Annotated in this window: 18 protein-coding genes; 14 read left to right on the top strand and 4 right to left on the bottom strand. The window is 69.0% G+C overall.

Going from position 1 to position 15,927, the window contains the following annotated elements; all coding sequences use genetic code 11:
- Positions 1–78: 78 nt before the first annotated feature.
- Both ACIBTS_RS17035 and ACIBTS_RS17030 read right to left on the bottom strand, forming a co-directional pair.
- Positions 79–315: a hypothetical protein gene (locus ACIBTS_RS17035; RefSeq protein WP_399320118.1), complete on the bottom strand. Its 237-nt coding sequence runs from the start codon at positions 313–315 to the stop codon at positions 79–81.
- Positions 312–1,400, bottom strand: a complete 1,089-nt coding sequence (locus tag ACIBTS_RS17030; RefSeq protein WP_399320116.1) for a DUF1152 domain-containing protein — start codon at positions 1,398–1,400, stop codon at positions 312–314. The genes ACIBTS_RS17035 and ACIBTS_RS17030 overlap by 4 nt, the downstream gene beginning before the upstream one ends.
- An 81-nt stretch (positions 1,401–1,481) precedes the next feature.
- Here ACIBTS_RS17030 and ACIBTS_RS17025 point away from each other — a divergent pair, with 81 nt between their 5' ends.
- The 13 genes from ACIBTS_RS17025 to ACIBTS_RS16965 all read left to right on the top strand — a co-directional run bounded on the left by ACIBTS_RS17025 (position 1,482) and on the right by ACIBTS_RS16965 (position 10,197).
- Positions 1,482–2,222: a GntR family transcriptional regulator gene (locus tag ACIBTS_RS17025; RefSeq protein ID WP_399320115.1), complete on the top strand. Its 741-nt coding sequence runs from the start codon at positions 1,482–1,484 to the stop codon at positions 2,220–2,222.
- Positions 2,223–2,497: 275 nt separating this feature from the next.
- Positions 2,498–2,935 carry an ATP-binding protein gene (locus tag ACIBTS_RS17020; protein ID WP_399320113.1) on the top strand — a complete coding sequence of 146 codons (438 nt, stop codon included), beginning with the start codon at positions 2,498–2,500 and terminating at the stop codon, positions 2,933–2,935.
- A gap of 89 nt (positions 2,936–3,024) precedes the next feature.
- On the top strand, positions 3,025–3,753 hold the full coding sequence (locus tag ACIBTS_RS17015) for a GntR family transcriptional regulator (RefSeq protein WP_399320111.1): 729 nt from the start codon (positions 3,025–3,027) through the stop codon (positions 3,751–3,753).
- Between the two features lie 124 nt (positions 3,754–3,877).
- Entirely contained in the window at positions 3,878–4,234 is a 357-nt protein-coding gene (locus tag ACIBTS_RS17010) for a hypothetical protein (protein ID WP_057603435.1), read from the top strand.
- A 5-nt stretch (positions 4,235–4,239) separates the two neighbouring features.
- Entirely contained in the window at positions 4,240–5,625 is a 1,386-nt protein-coding gene (locus ACIBTS_RS17005) for an FtsK/SpoIIIE domain-containing protein (RefSeq protein WP_399320109.1), read from the top strand.
- Positions 5,626–5,628: 3 nt separating this feature from the next.
- Positions 5,629–6,258 carry a DUF2637 domain-containing protein gene (locus ACIBTS_RS17000; protein WP_399320107.1) on the top strand — a complete coding sequence of 210 codons (630 nt, stop codon included), beginning with the start codon at positions 5,629–5,631 and terminating at the stop codon, positions 6,256–6,258.
- Between the two features lie 19 nt (positions 6,259–6,277).
- Entirely contained in the window at positions 6,278–6,478 is a 201-nt protein-coding gene (locus tag ACIBTS_RS16995; protein ID WP_399320105.1) for a hypothetical protein, read from the top strand.
- Positions 6,478–6,669, top strand: a complete 192-nt coding sequence (locus ACIBTS_RS16990; RefSeq protein ID WP_230194639.1) for a mobile element transfer protein — start codon at positions 6,478–6,480, stop codon at positions 6,667–6,669. The genes ACIBTS_RS16995 and ACIBTS_RS16990 overlap by 1 nt, the downstream gene beginning before the upstream one ends.
- A gap of 10 nt (positions 6,670–6,679) precedes the next feature.
- Complete coding sequence (locus ACIBTS_RS16985; protein ID WP_037680541.1) at positions 6,680–6,874, top strand: hypothetical protein; 195 nt, start codon at positions 6,680–6,682, stop codon at positions 6,872–6,874.
- Positions 6,875–6,887: 13 nt separating this feature from the next.
- Entirely contained in the window at positions 6,888–7,139 is a 252-nt protein-coding gene (locus ACIBTS_RS16980; RefSeq protein ID WP_399320102.1) for a SpdD protein, read from the top strand.
- Between the two features lie 130 nt (positions 7,140–7,269).
- Complete coding sequence (locus ACIBTS_RS16975) at positions 7,270–8,574, top strand: replication initiator (RefSeq protein WP_399320101.1); 1,305 nt, start codon at positions 7,270–7,272, stop codon at positions 8,572–8,574.
- A gap of 49 nt (positions 8,575–8,623) precedes the next feature.
- Positions 8,624–8,770 carry a hypothetical protein gene (locus tag ACIBTS_RS16970; protein WP_399320099.1) on the top strand — a complete coding sequence of 49 codons (147 nt, stop codon included), beginning with the start codon at positions 8,624–8,626 and terminating at the stop codon, positions 8,768–8,770.
- Positions 8,767–10,197, top strand: a complete 1,431-nt coding sequence (locus ACIBTS_RS16965; RefSeq protein WP_399320097.1) for a recombinase family protein — start codon at positions 8,767–8,769, stop codon at positions 10,195–10,197. Before ACIBTS_RS16970 ends, ACIBTS_RS16965 begins: the two co-directional genes overlap by 4 nt.
- 328 nt (positions 10,198–10,525) lie before the next feature.
- Here the strand turns inward: ACIBTS_RS16965 and ACIBTS_RS16960 are convergent, their stop codons facing one another.
- Together ACIBTS_RS16960 and ACIBTS_RS16955 are read right to left on the bottom strand one after the other, a co-directional pair.
- A complete protein-coding gene (locus ACIBTS_RS16960) occupies positions 10,526–11,587 on the bottom strand; it encodes a YIP1 family protein (RefSeq protein ID WP_399320095.1) in 1,062 nt (353 codons plus the stop codon).
- 289 nt (positions 11,588–11,876) lie between these two features.
- On the bottom strand, positions 11,877–14,168 hold the full coding sequence (locus ACIBTS_RS16955) for a (Fe-S)-binding protein (protein WP_399320094.1): 2,292 nt from the start codon (positions 14,166–14,168) through the stop codon (positions 11,877–11,879).
- A gap of 207 nt (positions 14,169–14,375) precedes the next feature.
- Here ACIBTS_RS16955 and ACIBTS_RS16950 point away from each other — a divergent pair, with 207 nt between their 5' ends.
- On the top strand, positions 14,376–15,878 hold the full coding sequence (locus tag ACIBTS_RS16950; RefSeq protein WP_399320092.1) for an MraY family glycosyltransferase: 1,503 nt from the start codon (positions 14,376–14,378) through the stop codon (positions 15,876–15,878).
- Positions 15,879–15,927: the final 49 nt, after the last annotated feature.

The raw sequence follows: 15,927 nt of genomic DNA, 5'->3' as shown, positions 1-15,927 counted from the left end.
AGGCGAACAAGCCCCACAAGGTTTCCGATGTTGTCTAGGCCCACCGTCAAGCATCACCTGGGACCAGAACGTCGGGCATCACCTGGGACTAGACACGGCGCTTGGGGCGGCTGTGATGCTGCGGGACTGTGCCGCGGCTCGCCGGAGAGCGTCGGCCACCTGGTCGGCTGCATCGGCGGACAAGAGGATCTCTTGGGTCCACAGAATCGAAAGCCTGACGTCACCGTTCAGCCGGTTGGTGGCAACGTCGACCTCGGTGCCGTTGCCGGTGACGTCCTGCACGTTGAGGTTCTGATCGCTGCTGTAGGCGCTCATTGGCTCATGCTCCACAACGGACCCGCGTATTGCTCCGGCCGGCTGTTGATGAGCAGTCGGCGCAGGTCTTCGCGCTGGCTGCCGGGCATGCCCAGAGCCTCGGTGAGTCGGCGGAACGTCGTGTGGGTGACTCCGCGGCTTCGGGCCTCGTGCTCGAACTCATCGAGCTGGGACAGCATGGTGCCGGGATCGAGCTTCACCGCCGGCTGGTCCTTGAGCCATGCCGCCTTGTTGCGTTCGTAGTCGATTTCCGAGTAGCCGCACACCTCGCGGCTGTGAGCCTCAACCTCGTCCAGGGTTGCGGTCGTCAGGATGGCGCGGGCCAACTCGTTGCGGCTCAGAGTGTCGTCCAGGTCGACCTCATGAACGGTCGGGCCGTAGTCCGTGAGTGGAATGGGGAGTCCGGCGTCCCGTATTTCGCAGATGCCTCGCACTCCTCGCGCTGTTGCAGCGAGCATCCCGGTTGCTTCGGAGGGGTGCCACTCCAGGACTGAGCTGACCGGTTCCGCGTCCTTCGCGGTGAAGGTGTGGACGAGGGGGCCGAGCAGGCCGCTTATCTCGTCGAGCGCGAGTTCGCCGTCCAGGCCAGGGCCAGCGACCAGGAGTCGAATGGGTGCGTTCACACGGCAGCATGCGGCCAGAGTGAGGGCGTCGGCAAGCGGGCTCTTCAGCGTCGGTTCGTCGCCTCGCGCGAGGATGTCTCCGCCCACGTCTAGGAGGTCGATAGAGGTTGGCTGCAAGTGGCTCACGAGCTCTTCGAGTTGGCGCGTGACGCCTTCGACGCCGTGGTGCGGGTCGATCAGAGCGAAGGTGTGCGGGAGCTCTGCCGCAAGCCGGGGGAGTGTGGAGCCTGCTGGAGCGATCGGGCGGGCCTCGGCCGGCACCAACCGGACAGACGGCGTGAGCGGTCGGAGTCCCGTGAAGTCGGAGGGGCCTCGGGGGCCTGGGACTGGGTCGACCAACAGGCGGTCCCATGCATAGGTGAGGATCACCGCCTGGTCGTCGTCGCCGTACAAGGCGGTGACAAGCATTGTGGCGGCGACTGCGTCGCCCCCTCCTCCTGCTGCGACGATCAACCGCGTCATGTGCCCAACATTACGGGTTCGGCCTCTGGCCACTCACCCTATAGTGGCTAGAGGCCATAGCCACTTGGACGAGGAGGGGACATGCCTCAGATCGAAGAGGCGCAGCCGAAGTATCTCCAGATCGCTCACTACATCCGCGATCAGATCCTTCGGGGCGACCTGAGGGCGGGGGACGAGGTGCCTTCGGAGCGGCAGTTGGCCGCGAACTGGAAGGTGTCCAGGCCGACGGCCGCGCGGTCATTGGAGGCGCTGAGCCATCAGGGGCTCGTCGAGAAGCGGCAGGGTTCGGGCACGTATGTGCGCAGCCTTGAAGTCAACCGGCGGGCACGGGAGTTGTACGGGCGGGCGCGGCAGACGGGGAAGATCTACACCCCCGGCGAGTACGCGGTGATCACCTCGGCCGGATGGCTTGAGGCTCCGGACCACGTCGCTGAGGCGCTGGGCCTGGTGAAGGATCGTCGGGCGGTGCACCGCCGGCGCGTGACCAACAACCAGGACGGCCCCATCACGCTGTCCACCTCGTGGTTCGCGCCCGACGTCGGGCAGCGGGCGCCCAAGCTTTTGGAGCCGGAACGGATCCAGGAGGGCACCCTGATGTACGTCGAGAACATGACGGGACGGCAGGGGAGTTACGCCGAAGACCGCATGTGCGCACGGCAGGCGACCGATGAGGAGTCGGCAGACCTTCAACTGAACCCCGGATCCGCAGTCTTGATCGTGCACCACGTCGTGTTCGACCTCCAGGACCGGCCGTTGGAGTTCGCCGAAGCCACCTACCCGCCGCAGCGCTGGGCGTTCGAGCAGGGCTACCCGCTCACCTGATGGGTCGCCATTTCGGCGAACCGCTTGCACAGCGTGAGTGGCTAATGCCACTATCCAGTAAGTGGCTAAGGCCACTCAGTGAAAGGGGGCACGGTGTGACGGGTCAGCGGCCGGAACAAGGCGCGCACTTACCTTGCCGGGGATGTCGTGGGCGGGGCTGGAAACGCGTCAGCTCGCGCACGGCCCTGGCGCTCTCCACCGTCAACGACCGTGCCCGTGCCGCATCGAAACGGCGCTGCCTCGACTGCGACGGCAGCGGCAAGGAGTGAGCACGGATGGCTTACACGATCGACCGCTATCCCTCTGAGGACTCGCCGCGACTCGGGGCGATGACCCTGTACCCCGTCGCGGAGTCCGTGCATCTGTCCCGGCGCTGGTTTCGGAAGTTCATCGCCCCGTACAACCCGGCCTGCTCGGTCGATGACTGCGTGCTGATGATCTCGGAGCTGGTGACCAATGCCATCGTCTACGGCGAGTCCGACGAGGTGTGGCGGGTCCGGGTGGAGTGGTTCCGGGAAGGGGCCTCGCTCAAGGTCGAGGTGCACAACGCAGGCTTTCCGGCGGGGGTGAAGCTGCGACGGCCCGACGCTGCCGACGCGCACGGGCGCGGGCTGCTCCTCGTCGACTCCATCGCCGACTCCTGGCACTCCGGGCCCAGTCACTTCGGCGGGACGGTCGTTTCCTTCGTGATGGCCGATGCCTGGCCCTCATGAGACAGGTGTGACGCCGCAGTACTGCGCAAGGGGATTTCTCGCTAGTCTGGTTGACCAGTTGACTTGGCCAATCCTGACGGGCGGCGTTCATGGCGTATGAAGTGGAGGCACCCAAGTACGTACGCCTCGCCCAGACGATCCAACGCCGCATCGAGGATGGCACGTACCCGCCGGGCACGAAGGTCCCCAGTGAGAATCAGCTGGTCCAGGCATTCGGGATGTCCCGGCCGACCGTTGTGCGAGCCCTTGAGCTGCTGAAACGGGATGGCTGGCTGGAGTCCCGGCAGGGGTACGGCACCATCGTGCGCGGGCGGCCGGCCGGGGTCGAGCAGAAGGACCGCCGCGGGCGGGAAGTGCTGGAGCGTGACGAGTCGCAGACTCCGGGGCGTCTGGTTGCAGTCGACCAGGTGCCAGTTCCTGCGCGTGTCGCCTCGGTGCTCGGGCTGCCCAAGCGGGCCAAAGTCCTGATGCGCCGGTTCCTGGTCGAGGAGGACGGGGAGGCGGTGGAGCTCGTCTCGTCGTACTTCCCCGCCGGCCTCGTCGAGGGCACCGACCTGGGGAGCTCCGAACCGCTGGGCGCCGGTGTCCGGGAACACCTTGAGGGCCGGAAGAAGGTCCGCTTCGACCATGTGACGGAGCGGGTCTCGGCCCGGATGCCTGATGCCGGTGAGGCCGAGCTCCTCGGTCTGCCTGACGGCGTGCCTGTCCTCAGCGTCCTGGTCGTCGCCTGCGACGCGTCCGGCCAGGCTTTGCAGGTCTCTGACGTGCTGCTGCCTGCCGACGGGCAGGAGCTCGAAGACACGTATCGCTTGAACTGAGCCCATTTCCGGGCCCGTTGCTCTCCCTTCTCACTTGACAAGTCAACTTGGCATCTCTAACTTCTAACTTGCTAAGTCAACCTGTCAGGTGATGGGTTGATCGATCTCAGAAGGAGAACTCTCTGTGCGTGTGATCCGCGTTGACGCCTCGACCGCGACGATCCTGCTCACCGAAGCGCCGGCACCGAAGGTGCGTGACCGGCAGACCGGTGAGATCGCCAAGGACGCCGTGAGCGGTGAGGCGCTGATGACCGTCGGCGTCGTCTTCATCGACGAGGGGGACTCGTCGCTCATCCAGGTCACCGTTCCCGAAAGCGGCGTGACCGAGGGCCTGACCGTCGGCGCTCCGGTCTCCCTGCCGGGGCTCATCGCCCGTCCGTGGGAGAGCGTGTTCAACGGCCAGCAGCGGCACGGCATCGCCTACCGCGCCACCGCGATCGCCCCGGGTGCCTTCCCGGTCCCGGTCGCTCAGGCGGGCTGATCGTCGTGACGGACCTGATCACGTTGGCCGAGCTGGGCGCACCGCTCGCTGCGATAGGCGGCGCGGCCTACGTCCGGCACGCCAACCCGGCCGCGTACTGGTCCACGGTCGGGCTGCCGGTCTCGGTGGCCCGGCTGCTGGCCTCGTACTCCTCGACCATGGACGCCTGCGGCCTGACCGTCGAGCCGTCCCGGTTGCGGGTGCTGGCCATCAAGGCGACCAGCCGACGGGAGATCCGTCCGGTCCCGCCTCGGCGGGGCATCATCCGGCCCACTACGACCGGCCTGCGCGTCCGGCTCCGCCTCGCACCCGGCCAGGAACCCGCCGACGTCGCCGCCTCGGCGGAACGGCTCCGCCACGCCTGGGGCGTGCACGCCGTATACGTGAAGGACGTCAAGCCCGGTGTCGTCGAACTACGGCTCATCGGCTTCGACGTCCTGCGCAAGGTCCGGATGCCTCGACGCACCGAGGGCGGATTCCTCAGGGTGCCGGTGGCGCTTCGGGAGGACGCGACCGCGTTCTTACGGGACTACCGCGCCGTACCGCATGAACTCGTCCTCGGCGCGACTCTGTCGGGCAAGTCCATGTACCTGCGGAACCTCATTGCCGGTCTCGCCCGGCAGTCCGTCGCCTTGGTCGGCATCGACTGCAAGCGCGGCGTGGAGCTGGCTCCGTTCGCCTCCCGGTTCGCCGCGCTGGCCACCGATCCGGAGGAGGCGGCCGAGCTCCTGCCGGTTCTGGTCAAGGAAATGGAGGACCGATACGACCTGATCAAGGCCCGGCAGGGCATCGCCCCCGGCACTCCCGACGAGGAGATCACCTCTGACATCTGGGGCCTGCCCGAGAGCGAACGACCCACCCCCATCGTGCTGTTCGTCGACGAAGTGGCGGAACTCTTTCTCGTCGCCACGCGCAAGGACGAGGAACGGCGAGACGAGATGGTCACGCACCTCATCCGCCTCGCCCAGCTCGGCCGCGCGGCCGGCATCTACCTGGAGGTCTGCGGGCAGCGCTTCGGCGCAGAGCTGGGCAAGGGCGCGACCATGCTGCGGGCCCAGCTCACCGGTCGCGTCTGTCACCGCGTCAACGACGAAGCCTCGGCCAAGATGGCACTGGGCGACATCGCCCCCGAAGCGGTCTACGCCTCCTGCGCTATCCCCGCCGAGCTGCCCGGCCTGGCCGTGGCCGGTGACACCTCCGGCGGCTGGTCCCGCATCCGCACCCCTTACCTGTCCCTCGCCGCTGCTGCGGCCACGTGCCGCGAAACGGCCCACCTCGCCCCGGACGTTCCGGCGCTCACGCCCTTCCGGCCGTACGTCCCGCCCGTCGCCCTCGACCCTCCCACCCCCGTACCCACCGCGCGCCTGGCCTCCGAAACAGCGGAGGACTGAGCGATGCGCACCCACCGCATCCGACTCGACCCCGTCCTGATCCAAGCGGCCATCGCCGCCGCGCTCTCCTTCGCCCACCTGCACGACCTCGCCGCGGCGGCCGGGCAGGACGGCTGGAAGGCGTGGGCCTATCCGATCAGCGTTGACCTGCTCCTCGTCGCGGCCTGGCGACGGCTGCGCTCCGGTACGTCGAAAGCCGCGGGCTGGTGCTGGTTCCTCGTCGCCCTGGTCGCGTCCCTGGGCGCGAACGTCGCCACGGCCGGCCTGCTCGACCTCGACGACGTCCCGGCCTGGCTGCGCATCCTCGTCGCCGGATGGCCCGCTGTCGCCTTCCTCGGCGGAACCCTCCTCGCCCACGACACCCCGGCCCCCGACCAGGTGCCGGAACCGGAGCAGGACGAGACGTCCGCGCCGCCCGTCACGCCAACTGCCCCCGAACTGCCCGCCGCCGACCCGCAACCGGCCGCACCGCCTGCCGCCGCCCCCGTCCCACCCGCGCTTGTCGCCCTCGCCCGCAAGGTCGCCGACGACCACTGCACCCGGACTGGCACGGACATCGACACCCCAACCCTTCGCACACGCCTCGGCGTCCCACTCCCGCTCGCCGAAGCCATCGCCGCACAACTCACCTGATCCCGGAGGACTTTCCACCTTGCGTCCGTCCACGCTCCGCGCACTCAAGCGTGCTGCCGAGCTGACACGTCAGAACCGCCTCACCGAAGCCGTGCTCATCGCCGAACCGGTGATGCTCACCGCCGACACCCACGAGGGCGACGAGATCTTGCGCTGGCTCGCCGACCACGCAGCCGACTTCACCGGCCAGAACCACAACGACCCGAAGGAGCTGCCCTGATGCCCGCCAACCGCCGCTTCCGCAACGTCGTCCGCATCGGACCCGTCCAGGTCGGCACCGCCTACGACGGCCGAGGCCGCGAGAAGCACACCGCCGTCTGCACCGCCCCGCGCTGCGGCTTCTCCAACGACTTCGACACCCGTGCCGCCGCCGAACTCGCCGCCCGCACCCACCGCTGCCGCGTCCGCTGAGGAGACCCCTGTGACCGTGTCCCTCCCGCTCGTCTTCGTCCTGGGCGTCATCGCCTGGGCCGCGATCAAGTTCCTCGGCGTCCGCATGTGGGTCGCCGTCGTGATCGCCCTCTTCGGCTTCTGGCTCTCCCACACCTTCCTCGCCCCCGCCATCGAGTCCGGCACCCGCTCCGGGGTCGGCGTCGTCAACGGCGACAACCGCTGAAAGGAGCTCCGCCATGTTCCGCCCCAAGCTGCCCGACGTCCCGACTCCGCCGTCGACCCTCATCCCGCAGGAGCACCGCCAGCACAACCCGGCTCCGACCGCCGCCGGCCGCTCGCTCAGCCCGTACGCGGGCCCGGTCGCCGCCGTTCTCGTCGGGGGAGTCGTCCTCACCGCGCTCCTGGCGGCCGTCGCCATCACGGCCATCTCCGTGGCCATCGCCGCCGTGGTCCTGCGCTCCCTGCTCAACAACGCCAACAGGCGCTGACCGGCCGCCGGGGCGGCAAACGCCGCCAAGCATCCCGCCGCCCCGGGGCCGTCCCTCCCAACCGCAGAAACAGCCGAAAGGAACCACCATCATCACCCGGCAGACTCCGCCCCCGCTGGCGGAACTCTCCATGCTGGCCTCCCTCGGCACCATGCCCGAGCTGGCCCGCCAACTCTCCACCCTGGGCGGCTGCATCCATCCCGTCCGCCTCGACGGCCACCGCACCGAGCACGCCGTCGACACCGCCACCGGCGAGATCGGCCGCACCCTGCACCACCTCGACTCGAGCGCCCTCCCGGCCGGCCAACTCCTCGTCCGCTGCAACAACCGCCGCGCGACCCGCTGCCCGGCCTGCGCCGAGACCTACCGCCGCGACACCTACCACCTGATCACCGCCGGACTGCGCGGCGGCAAAGGCACCTCGGACCAGGTCGCCACTCACCCGCGCGTCTTCGCCACCTTCACCGCCCCCGGCTTCGGCCCGGTCCACAACCGCCGATCCGACGGGCGCCCCTGCCGCTGCGGGATCCGGCACGACGAGGACGCCAGCGCGCTGGGCACACCCCTGGACCCGGACCGGTACGACTACGAAGCGGCCGTGCTCTGGAACGCCCACGCCGGGCACCTCTGGCGGCGCTTCTCCATCTACCTCCGCCGGGAGATCGCCAAGCGCGCGGGCCTGACTCAACGCACCTTCCGCGACCACGCACGCGTCTCCTTCGCCAAGGTCGCCGAGTATCAGAAGCGCGGTGCCGTCCACTTCCATGCGGTCATCCGCCTCGACGGCCCGGAAGGCGGCGACACCCCACCGCCCGTCTGGGCCACGGCAGAGCTCCTGACAGACGCCATCCACGCCGCAGCCACCGCCGCCCGCGTCGACGGCCCGCAGATCGACGGCCGCACTCACACCTTCACGTTCGGCCGCCAACTCGACGTCCGCACGATCCGATCCGCCGACTTCGACGACGGCCAGGAGCTCACGGAACGAGCCGTCGCCGCCTACATCGCCAAGTACGCCACCAAGGGTGCCGAGACGGCAACCGGCACCCTCGACCGGCCGCTCAAGTTCCTCGCCGAACTCGCCCAAGTCCGCATCTCCGACCACGCCCGACGCATGATCCGCGTCGCCTGGACCCTCGGCGCACGCCCCGAGCTTGCCGAGCTCCGCCTACGGGCCTGGGCGCACATGCTGGGCTTCCGCGGCCACTTCTCCACCAAGTCCCGCCGCTACTCCACCACCCTCGGCGCACTCCGCACCGCCCGCGCCGACTGGCGTCGCGCACAAGTCGCTGCGCCCGTCGAGACAGGGCCGACGGAATCCACCCTCGTCCTCGCGCACTGGGCCTTCGCCGGAACCGGCCTCTCCCGCGCCGAAGCCTGGCTATCCACATCCCTCGAACCCGCCCCCGGAACGGAAGGAGAGCCCACCACATGAACGACCGCTACCTGTCCGCCACAACCTGCGGCTTCCGGAGGGCTGTCTGATGGCCAGCAACAAGACGACCAGGCAGGAACGCCGCGAGAGCGTGATGACGAAGGACGAGTGGATCGCGAAGCACCTGCGCCGTGCGCCGGTCAGGGACGACGAATGGGTCCATCGCCTTCTCGTCCTCCAGGGACGGTCCCAGTGAAGGCCTCCAAAATCGCCGTCTACACGCGCATCTCCAGGGACGACGAGCGTGACGGGCTCGGTGTTGCGCGCCAGCGAGAGGACTGCGAGCGGCTTGCGGATCTACGGGGCTGGACCGTCGCGAAGGTGTACGAGGACAACGACGTCTCGGCGTTCAAGCGGAACGTTCGGCGGCCCGAATTCGAGTTGATGCTGAGTGACTTGGCGGATGGGCTCATCGATGGTGTCGTGGCGTACGACCTCGATCGGCTCGCCCGTCAGCCGAAGGACCTCGAACGGCTCATCGACCTGTACGACGCACACAAGCGGCGGCTGTTCGCCACAGTCACCAATGACGTGAACCTCGCAGCGTCGGATGGCCGCACGATGGCCCGAGTCATGGTCGCCTTTGCCAACAAGTCCTCCCACGATGCCTCGCGCCGGATTCAGCGCAAGCATCTGGAGCTGGCACAACAGGGCAAGTCGAGCGGCGGGCCGGCACCGTACGGATGGCTGAAAGGGGGAATCGATGTCGACCCCGACGCTGCCGAGCACATCCGCGCGGCACAGAAGCAACTTCTGGCCGGGGCGCGCGTCGGAACCATCCGCACGGACTGGCAGCGGCGAGGGCTGGGTCACCCCAGACAGGGGACGACCCGGCTTCCTCACCACCTCGTCGAACACATGCTGACCAATCCCCGACTCTGCGGATACCGCACCTACAAGGGCGAGATCCTCCTCAACGAGGACGGGCAACCGGTCATGGGGGAGTGGAAGGCGATCAACACCGTTGAAGAGTGGGAGGCGGTGTGTGCCGTGGTCGCCGAGCGCAAGCGGAACCAGAGGCCCTCTCGCCAGTCGCTGGCTCGGAAATACCTGTTGTCCGGCATCGCCCGCTGCGGGCTGTGCCACTCCAAGGTCCGCGGCCAGCTCAACAATCGGAGGAAACCCGGCTCCAAGGCCGCAACCTTCTCGTATCAGTGCTCGGTCGTGAACGGCGGGTGCGGGAAGGTGGGTCGTGTCGGCGAAGCTGTGGACGAATTCGTCATCAGCCTCGTTCTCGCCGAGCAGCGGCAGAGAGCTGCCATCAGTGCCGTTGACCCGGTTGACCAGTGGCCTCAGGCGGACGAGCTTGCCGTTGTCGAGGCCGACATCGTGGAGCTGACGCAGGCCGCGAAGGCAAAGAAGATCACTGTCTCGACGCTGCTTCAGCTGCTGCCTGATCTTGAGCGTCGCCGCGACGAACTGAAACTGGAGCGCGGACGGTTCAACAAGCAGCGGCACCAGGCCGAGTCGCTGAGCGCCGGCATCGACGAGGATTTCCGAGATCTCCCCATAGAGCGTCAGCAAGCTTTGATCCTGCACAGCCTGTCGGCCGTGCTGATCCATCCTGTGGGGCGGGGACAGCGCAAGTTCGACCCGAGTCGGATCGAACCAGTGTGGCGCTGACCTGCTGAGAAGACCGACAGTTGGTGGGTAAAGGCCCGGCCCTCGTGCCGGGCCTTTCGGCTGTCCGGACTCCGGGGGCAGCGGACGAACCTCATAGAGTCAACGAAGCCTGGAGTGTCCTGCCCGTCGTGCGTAAGGCGGGGGAGGCTGTCACGCCCTCCGGGGAAGCGGTCTGACGCGTTGCAGTCCCGCCGTGTACCTTCCTCCGCACGGCGTCATGGCAGGTGGCGTGTCGCTTCGGGTGACTGGACGCGAAAGGACCCCCGGCGATCCGCCGAGGGTCCTTGGGCCTGTTCCAGTGCCCCTGCGTGTGGCCGCCGGGTGCGTGCTAGAACGTCCCCAGCTTCACGATCGACAGCAGGGCGATCAGCTGGATCGAGGACGCGCCGAGCGCCTTCGGCCACGGGAGGTCGTGCGAGCGGGCGACCATCATCGTCAGGAGGGCGCCGCCCGCCACCCAGGTCGCCCAGCCCAGCAGTTGGACGAACGACGCGTCGCCGCCGAAGAACATCGCGACGACCAGGCGCGGGGCGTCCGTGAGGGACATGATCAGCATGGAGAGGCCGACCGTCGGCTGCCATGCGCCGTCGCCGCCGAGCTGACGGGCCAGCGTGTGCGTGACGACGCCCAGCACGAAGGAGCTCAGCACCATCGCCACGGCCGTGGTCAGGACGATCGGGATCGCGTTGGAGAGCGTCGCGTTGATCGCGTCCTTGCGCGCGCTGTCGAAGCCGAAGACCGCGAGCAGGCCGTAGAGGAAGGTGACGACGAGGGCGGGGCCCCACATCGTGTAGTCCCGCATCTGCAGGAAGGTCTGCTGAGGGGCGAGGACGACGCCCTTCAGCAGCTCCTTCCAGTGCAGGCGCGGACCGACGGGGCCGGCGGGAGCAGAGCCCGCGTGGTACGTACCACCCTGGTTGTACTGGTCGTACTGGTTGTGGTCGTCGATCGAGAAGGCCTGGGTGTGACCCGGGTTGTTCGCCGCGTACGGGTCGTACGGGGCGCCCGCCGGACCGCCGGCGTTACCGGCGCCACCACCGGCAGGGCCGCCCGGACCGCGCGGCGCGCCGTACGGGGCGTCGCCGCCGAAGTACTCCGGCTCGTCGCCGCTCTGGCCGCCGTAGCCGCCGCCGTTGGCCTGCGGCCACTGGCCGCCGCCCGCGCCCTGGCCGCCGTACTGCGGCCGCTGTTGCGGGTACGGCTGCTGGGCCGACGGGTAGCCGTACGACGGCCCCGACGGCCCCGAGGGCCCCGCGGGTCCCGAGGGCGTCGACGGGCCCGAGGGCCGCGAGGGTCCCTGGGGCGCCTGCTGCCCGTACGGAGGGTGTTGCGGTCGCGCTTGCGGGGCCCGGTTGTCCCGGCCGCCGCGTCCGATCCTGAATCCAGCCACGCCTTCGAACGTACCTGGTCCCGCAGAGTGGCGTGCCCGGCCCACCGTTCGCACACGGCTTTGCTGCCGAGCTGTGACATCCCCTAAGGGGAGCAACGGGGTTGGCGTCAGGGGCTCTTCAGGGGGTTGCGTCAGGGGGTTTCGTCAGGGGCTTCGTCAGGGGCCTTCGTGACGGGAGCGCGACGCCCCCGCGTCCGGGTGGGACACGGGGGCGTCGATACGGCCGTCGGGGTTACCCCCACCGGCTACGTCACCGGCTGCGCGGGTCACTTCGCCGGCTGCGCGGGCGCTACTTCACCGGCTGCGGCTCAGGTTCGCTCTCGGCGTCGGTCTCGCCGGCCGGGGGCTCGTCGTCGACCGGGGTCTTGACCGACTCCAGGAGCAACTGGGAGACGTCCACGACCTGGATGGACTCCTTGGCCTTGCCTTCGTTCTTCTTGCCGTTGACCGAGTCGGTCAGCATGACGAGGCAGAACGGGCAGGCGGTGGAGACGATGTCCGGGTTCAGCGAGAGAGCCTCGTCGACGCGCTCGTTGTTGATGCGCTTGCCGATCCGCTCCTCCATCCACATCCGCGCGCCGCCCGCGCCGCAGCAGAAGCCGCGCTCCTTGTGGCGGTGCATCTCCTCGTTCCTCAGGCCCGGGACGTTGGCGATGATCTCGCGCGGAGGCGTGTAGATCTTGTTGTGGCGGCCCAGGTAGCAGGGGTCGTGGTAGGTGATGATGCCCTCGACCGGGGTGACCGGGATCAGCTTGCCCTCGTCCACCAGGTGCTGGAGCAGCTGGGTGTGGTGGATGACCTCGTAGTCGCCGCCGAGCTGCGGGTATTCGTTGCCGATGGTGTTGAGGCAGTGCGGGCAGGTCGCGACGATCTTCTTCGCCGACTTCGGCTTCTTCGACTCGGGCGTGACGTTGCCCTCGTCGTCCGTCTCCTCGCCGAAGGCCATGTTCAGCGCGGCGACGTTCTCCATGCCGAGTTCCTGGAACAGCGGCTCGTTGCCGAGGCGGCGGGCGGAGTCACCGGTGCACTTCTCGTCGCCGCCCATGATCGCGAACTTGACGCCCGCGATGTGCAACAGCTCGGCGAACGCCTTCGTCGTCTTCTTCGCGCGGTCTTCCAGCGCGCCCGCGCAGCCGACCCAGTACAGGTACTCGACCTCGGTGAGGTCCTCGATGTCCTTGCCGACGACCGGGACCTCGAACTCGACCTCCTTGAGCCACTCCAGGCGCTGCTTCTTGGCCAGGCCCCAGGGGTTGCCCTTCTTCTCCAGGTTCTTGAGCATCGTGCCCGCCTCGGAGGGGAACGCGCTCTCGATCATCACCTGGTAGCGGCGCATGTCGACGATGTGGTCGACGTGCTCGATGTCCACCGGGCACTGCTCGACGCAGGCGCCGCAGGTGGTGCAGGACCACAGGACGTCCGGGTCGATGACGCCGTTCTCCTCGGCGGTGCCGATCAGCGGGCGCTCGGCCTCCGCCAGAGCGGCCGCGGGCACTCCGGCCAGCTGCTCCTCGGACGCCTTCTCCTCGCCCTCCGTCGTCTTGCCGCCGCCGGCCAGCAGGTAGGGGGCCTTGGCGTGGGCGTGGTCCCGCAGGGACATGATCAGCAGCTTGGGGGAGAGGGGCTTGCCGGTGTTCCAGGCGGGGCACTGCGACTGGCAGCGGCCGCACTCGGTGCACGTGGAGAAGTCCAGCAGGCCCTTCCAGGAGAACTGCTCGACCTGGGAGACGCCGAAGACGTCGTCGTCGCCGGGGTCGGTGAAGTCGATCGGCTTGCCGCCGGACGTCATCGGCTGCAGGGCGCCGAGAGCCGTACCGCCGTCGGACTCGCGCTTGAACCAGATGTTCGGGAACGCCAGGAAGCGGTGCCAGGCCACGCCCATGTTGGTGTTGAGCGAGACGACGATCATCCAGACGAACGAGGTGCCGATCTTGATCGTCGCGACCAGGTAGACCAGGTTCTGCAGCGCCGAGACGCTCAGCCCCTTGAAGGCCAGGACCAGCGGGTACGAGGCGAAGTAGCCGGCCTCGTAGTGGTCCACGTGGTGCAGTGCGCCCTCCAGGCCGCGCAGTGTGTAGATCGCGAGGCCGATGGTGAGGATGACGTACTCGACGAAGTAGGCCTGGCCGGCCTTGGAGCCGGCGAAGCGGGACTTGCGGCCGGCCCGCGAGGGCAGGCTCAGCAGGCGGATCACCATCAGGACGGCGATGCCCAGGATCGTCATCACGCCGATGAACTCGATGTAGAGCTCGAACGGCAGGAAGTCGCCGATGACCGGCAGCGTCCAGTCGGCCTTGAAGAGCTGGCCGAAGGCCTGGGCGAGGGTCGGCGGCAGCGTCAGGAAGCCGACCGCCACGAACCAGTGGGCGAAGCCCACGATGCCCCAGCGGTTCATCCGCGTGTGGCCGAGGAACTCCCGTACCAGCGTCACGCTGCGCGCGTAGGGGTTGTCTGTCCGGGCTCCGGCCGGGACCGGCTGGCCCAGCTTGAAGTACCGGACGAACTGACCGATGGCGCGTGCGAGGAGCGCGACGCCGACCACGGTCAGGACCAGCGACACGATGATCGCGGCGAGTTGCATTTCGGGGCTCCTCGGGCCTGCGAGGGGACTTCGGTGGAGATTACTAAGCGGTAACTTATGCAGTCCGTCTGAGAGTACCCCTTATTCTGCGTCGCACTGTAGCGGGGTGCGGAGTGATCTGAGTCGCTGAGGGCTGCCTCAGAGATCCGTCGTAATTGGGCCGTGTTATTCGTACCAAATTGGTACATTTATGACTAATTTATATCCGTGCTCTACGGGATCGTCGCTGCCGCCACCGCCCTGCTCCTCTCCGCCGTCCTCGCCACGCTGCTGCGCGTGCCCGCTCTGCGCCTCGGGCTGCTGGATCGGCGGCAGCGGCAGCGACGGGTTCCGCTGTTCGGGGGCGCCGCCGTCGTGCTCGCCACCTGTCTCGTCGCGGTCGCCGGGGACTGGACGGGCATCGCGCCGCTCGGGGACGGCATCGAGGTGCTGCTCGTCGCCGGGGGCGCCGTCGCCGCGCTCGGGCTGATCGCGGACGTGTGGCGGCTCAAGGTGCGCTTCCTCGTCCTCGGCACGGCGGTCGCGGCGGCCTTCGTGGTGCCGTACGGCGACACCGGTGTGGTCTCCGGGCTGGTGGGCGTCGGCTGGATCACCTTCGGCGCGCTGGCCTTCAGGGCGCTCGACCACGCCGACGGGGTGGCCGGGACCGTCGGGGTCGTCACCGCCTTCGGGGTCGCCGCGTGCGTCGCCGTCGAGGTGATGGACGGGCTTGTGGTGCTGCTGAGCGTGCTCGCCGCCGCGCTGACCGGGTTCCTCATGCACAACTGGCCTCCCGCGCGCGTGGCGCTCGGCGCGTGCGGGTCGCTCTTCACGGGGTTCCTGCTCGCCGCGGCGGCCGTCGTCGCCCGCGCGGGGCACGATCCGGTCGTCGGCACGGGGGTGCTGTTCGCGCTCACCGCGGTCGCCGGGGCCGACGTCGTCCTGGTGGCGGCGTCCCGACGGCTGGCCGGACGGCCCCTGCTGCGCGGCGCGCCCGACCATCTCGCCCACCGGCTGCGACGGCTCGGGCTGACCGCCCAGGGGGTGACCGTGCTGCTCGGCCTCGCGGCCTTCTCGGCGGTGCTCGTCGGGGTGCTGGTGCACGCGGAGTCGGTGGACGCGCGGGCGGTGTGGTGGGTGGCGGGCGTGGCACTCGTCGTCGTGATCGGGCTGCTGCGGGTCCCGGTGTACGGGCCGCCACGCGCGCGTGGCACTCGCCGCCCCCGGCCCGGCTCCCGATCCGGCTCCCGCTCCGCTTCTCGCGCCGGCTCCCGATCCGCCTCCTCGTCCGCCTCCTCGTCCGGCTCCCCGTCCGGGTCCTCGTCCGGCTCCTCCTCCGGCTCCTCCTCCGGCTCCTCCTCCGGCTCCTCGTCCGGCTCCCCGTCCGCCTCCTCCTCCGCCTCCTCCTCCGGCTCCTCGTCCGGCCCTGGGTCCGCCACCCGTGCCGGCACCGGCATCCGTTCTTCCGTCCGCCTTTCCGCCCGGTCGGTCGCCCGGTCGGCCGTGCGGTCGGCCGTGCGGTCGGTCGCCCGGTCCGCGGGCCGCTCCCCCGACCGGTCTGTCGCTCCTCCCGGCCCCTCGGGTGATCGCTTCGATGCCCGGCGGGCTCCGGTGTACGCGCCTCGGCGTCAACCCGAGTCCGATGACCGTCCCCCTCGGGCCGAGGTTCGGCGGACCGGTGGATCCGTATCCTCGCAGGTCAAAGCGGGATTGCGTGTAAGGAACGGATAAGAGTTGAGTGGCTGCGACTCAGGTCTGTTGACCCAGTGGCGAGGCTCGT

Source organism: Streptomyces sp. NPDC050121 (assembly GCF_044460385.1).
Taxonomy (GTDB): Bacteria; Actinomycetota; Actinomycetes; order Streptomycetales; family Streptomycetaceae; genus Streptomyces; species Streptomyces soliscabiei.
Note: the sequence above shows the minus strand (reverse complement) of the source record. Positions and strands in the feature narration are given on the sequence as shown.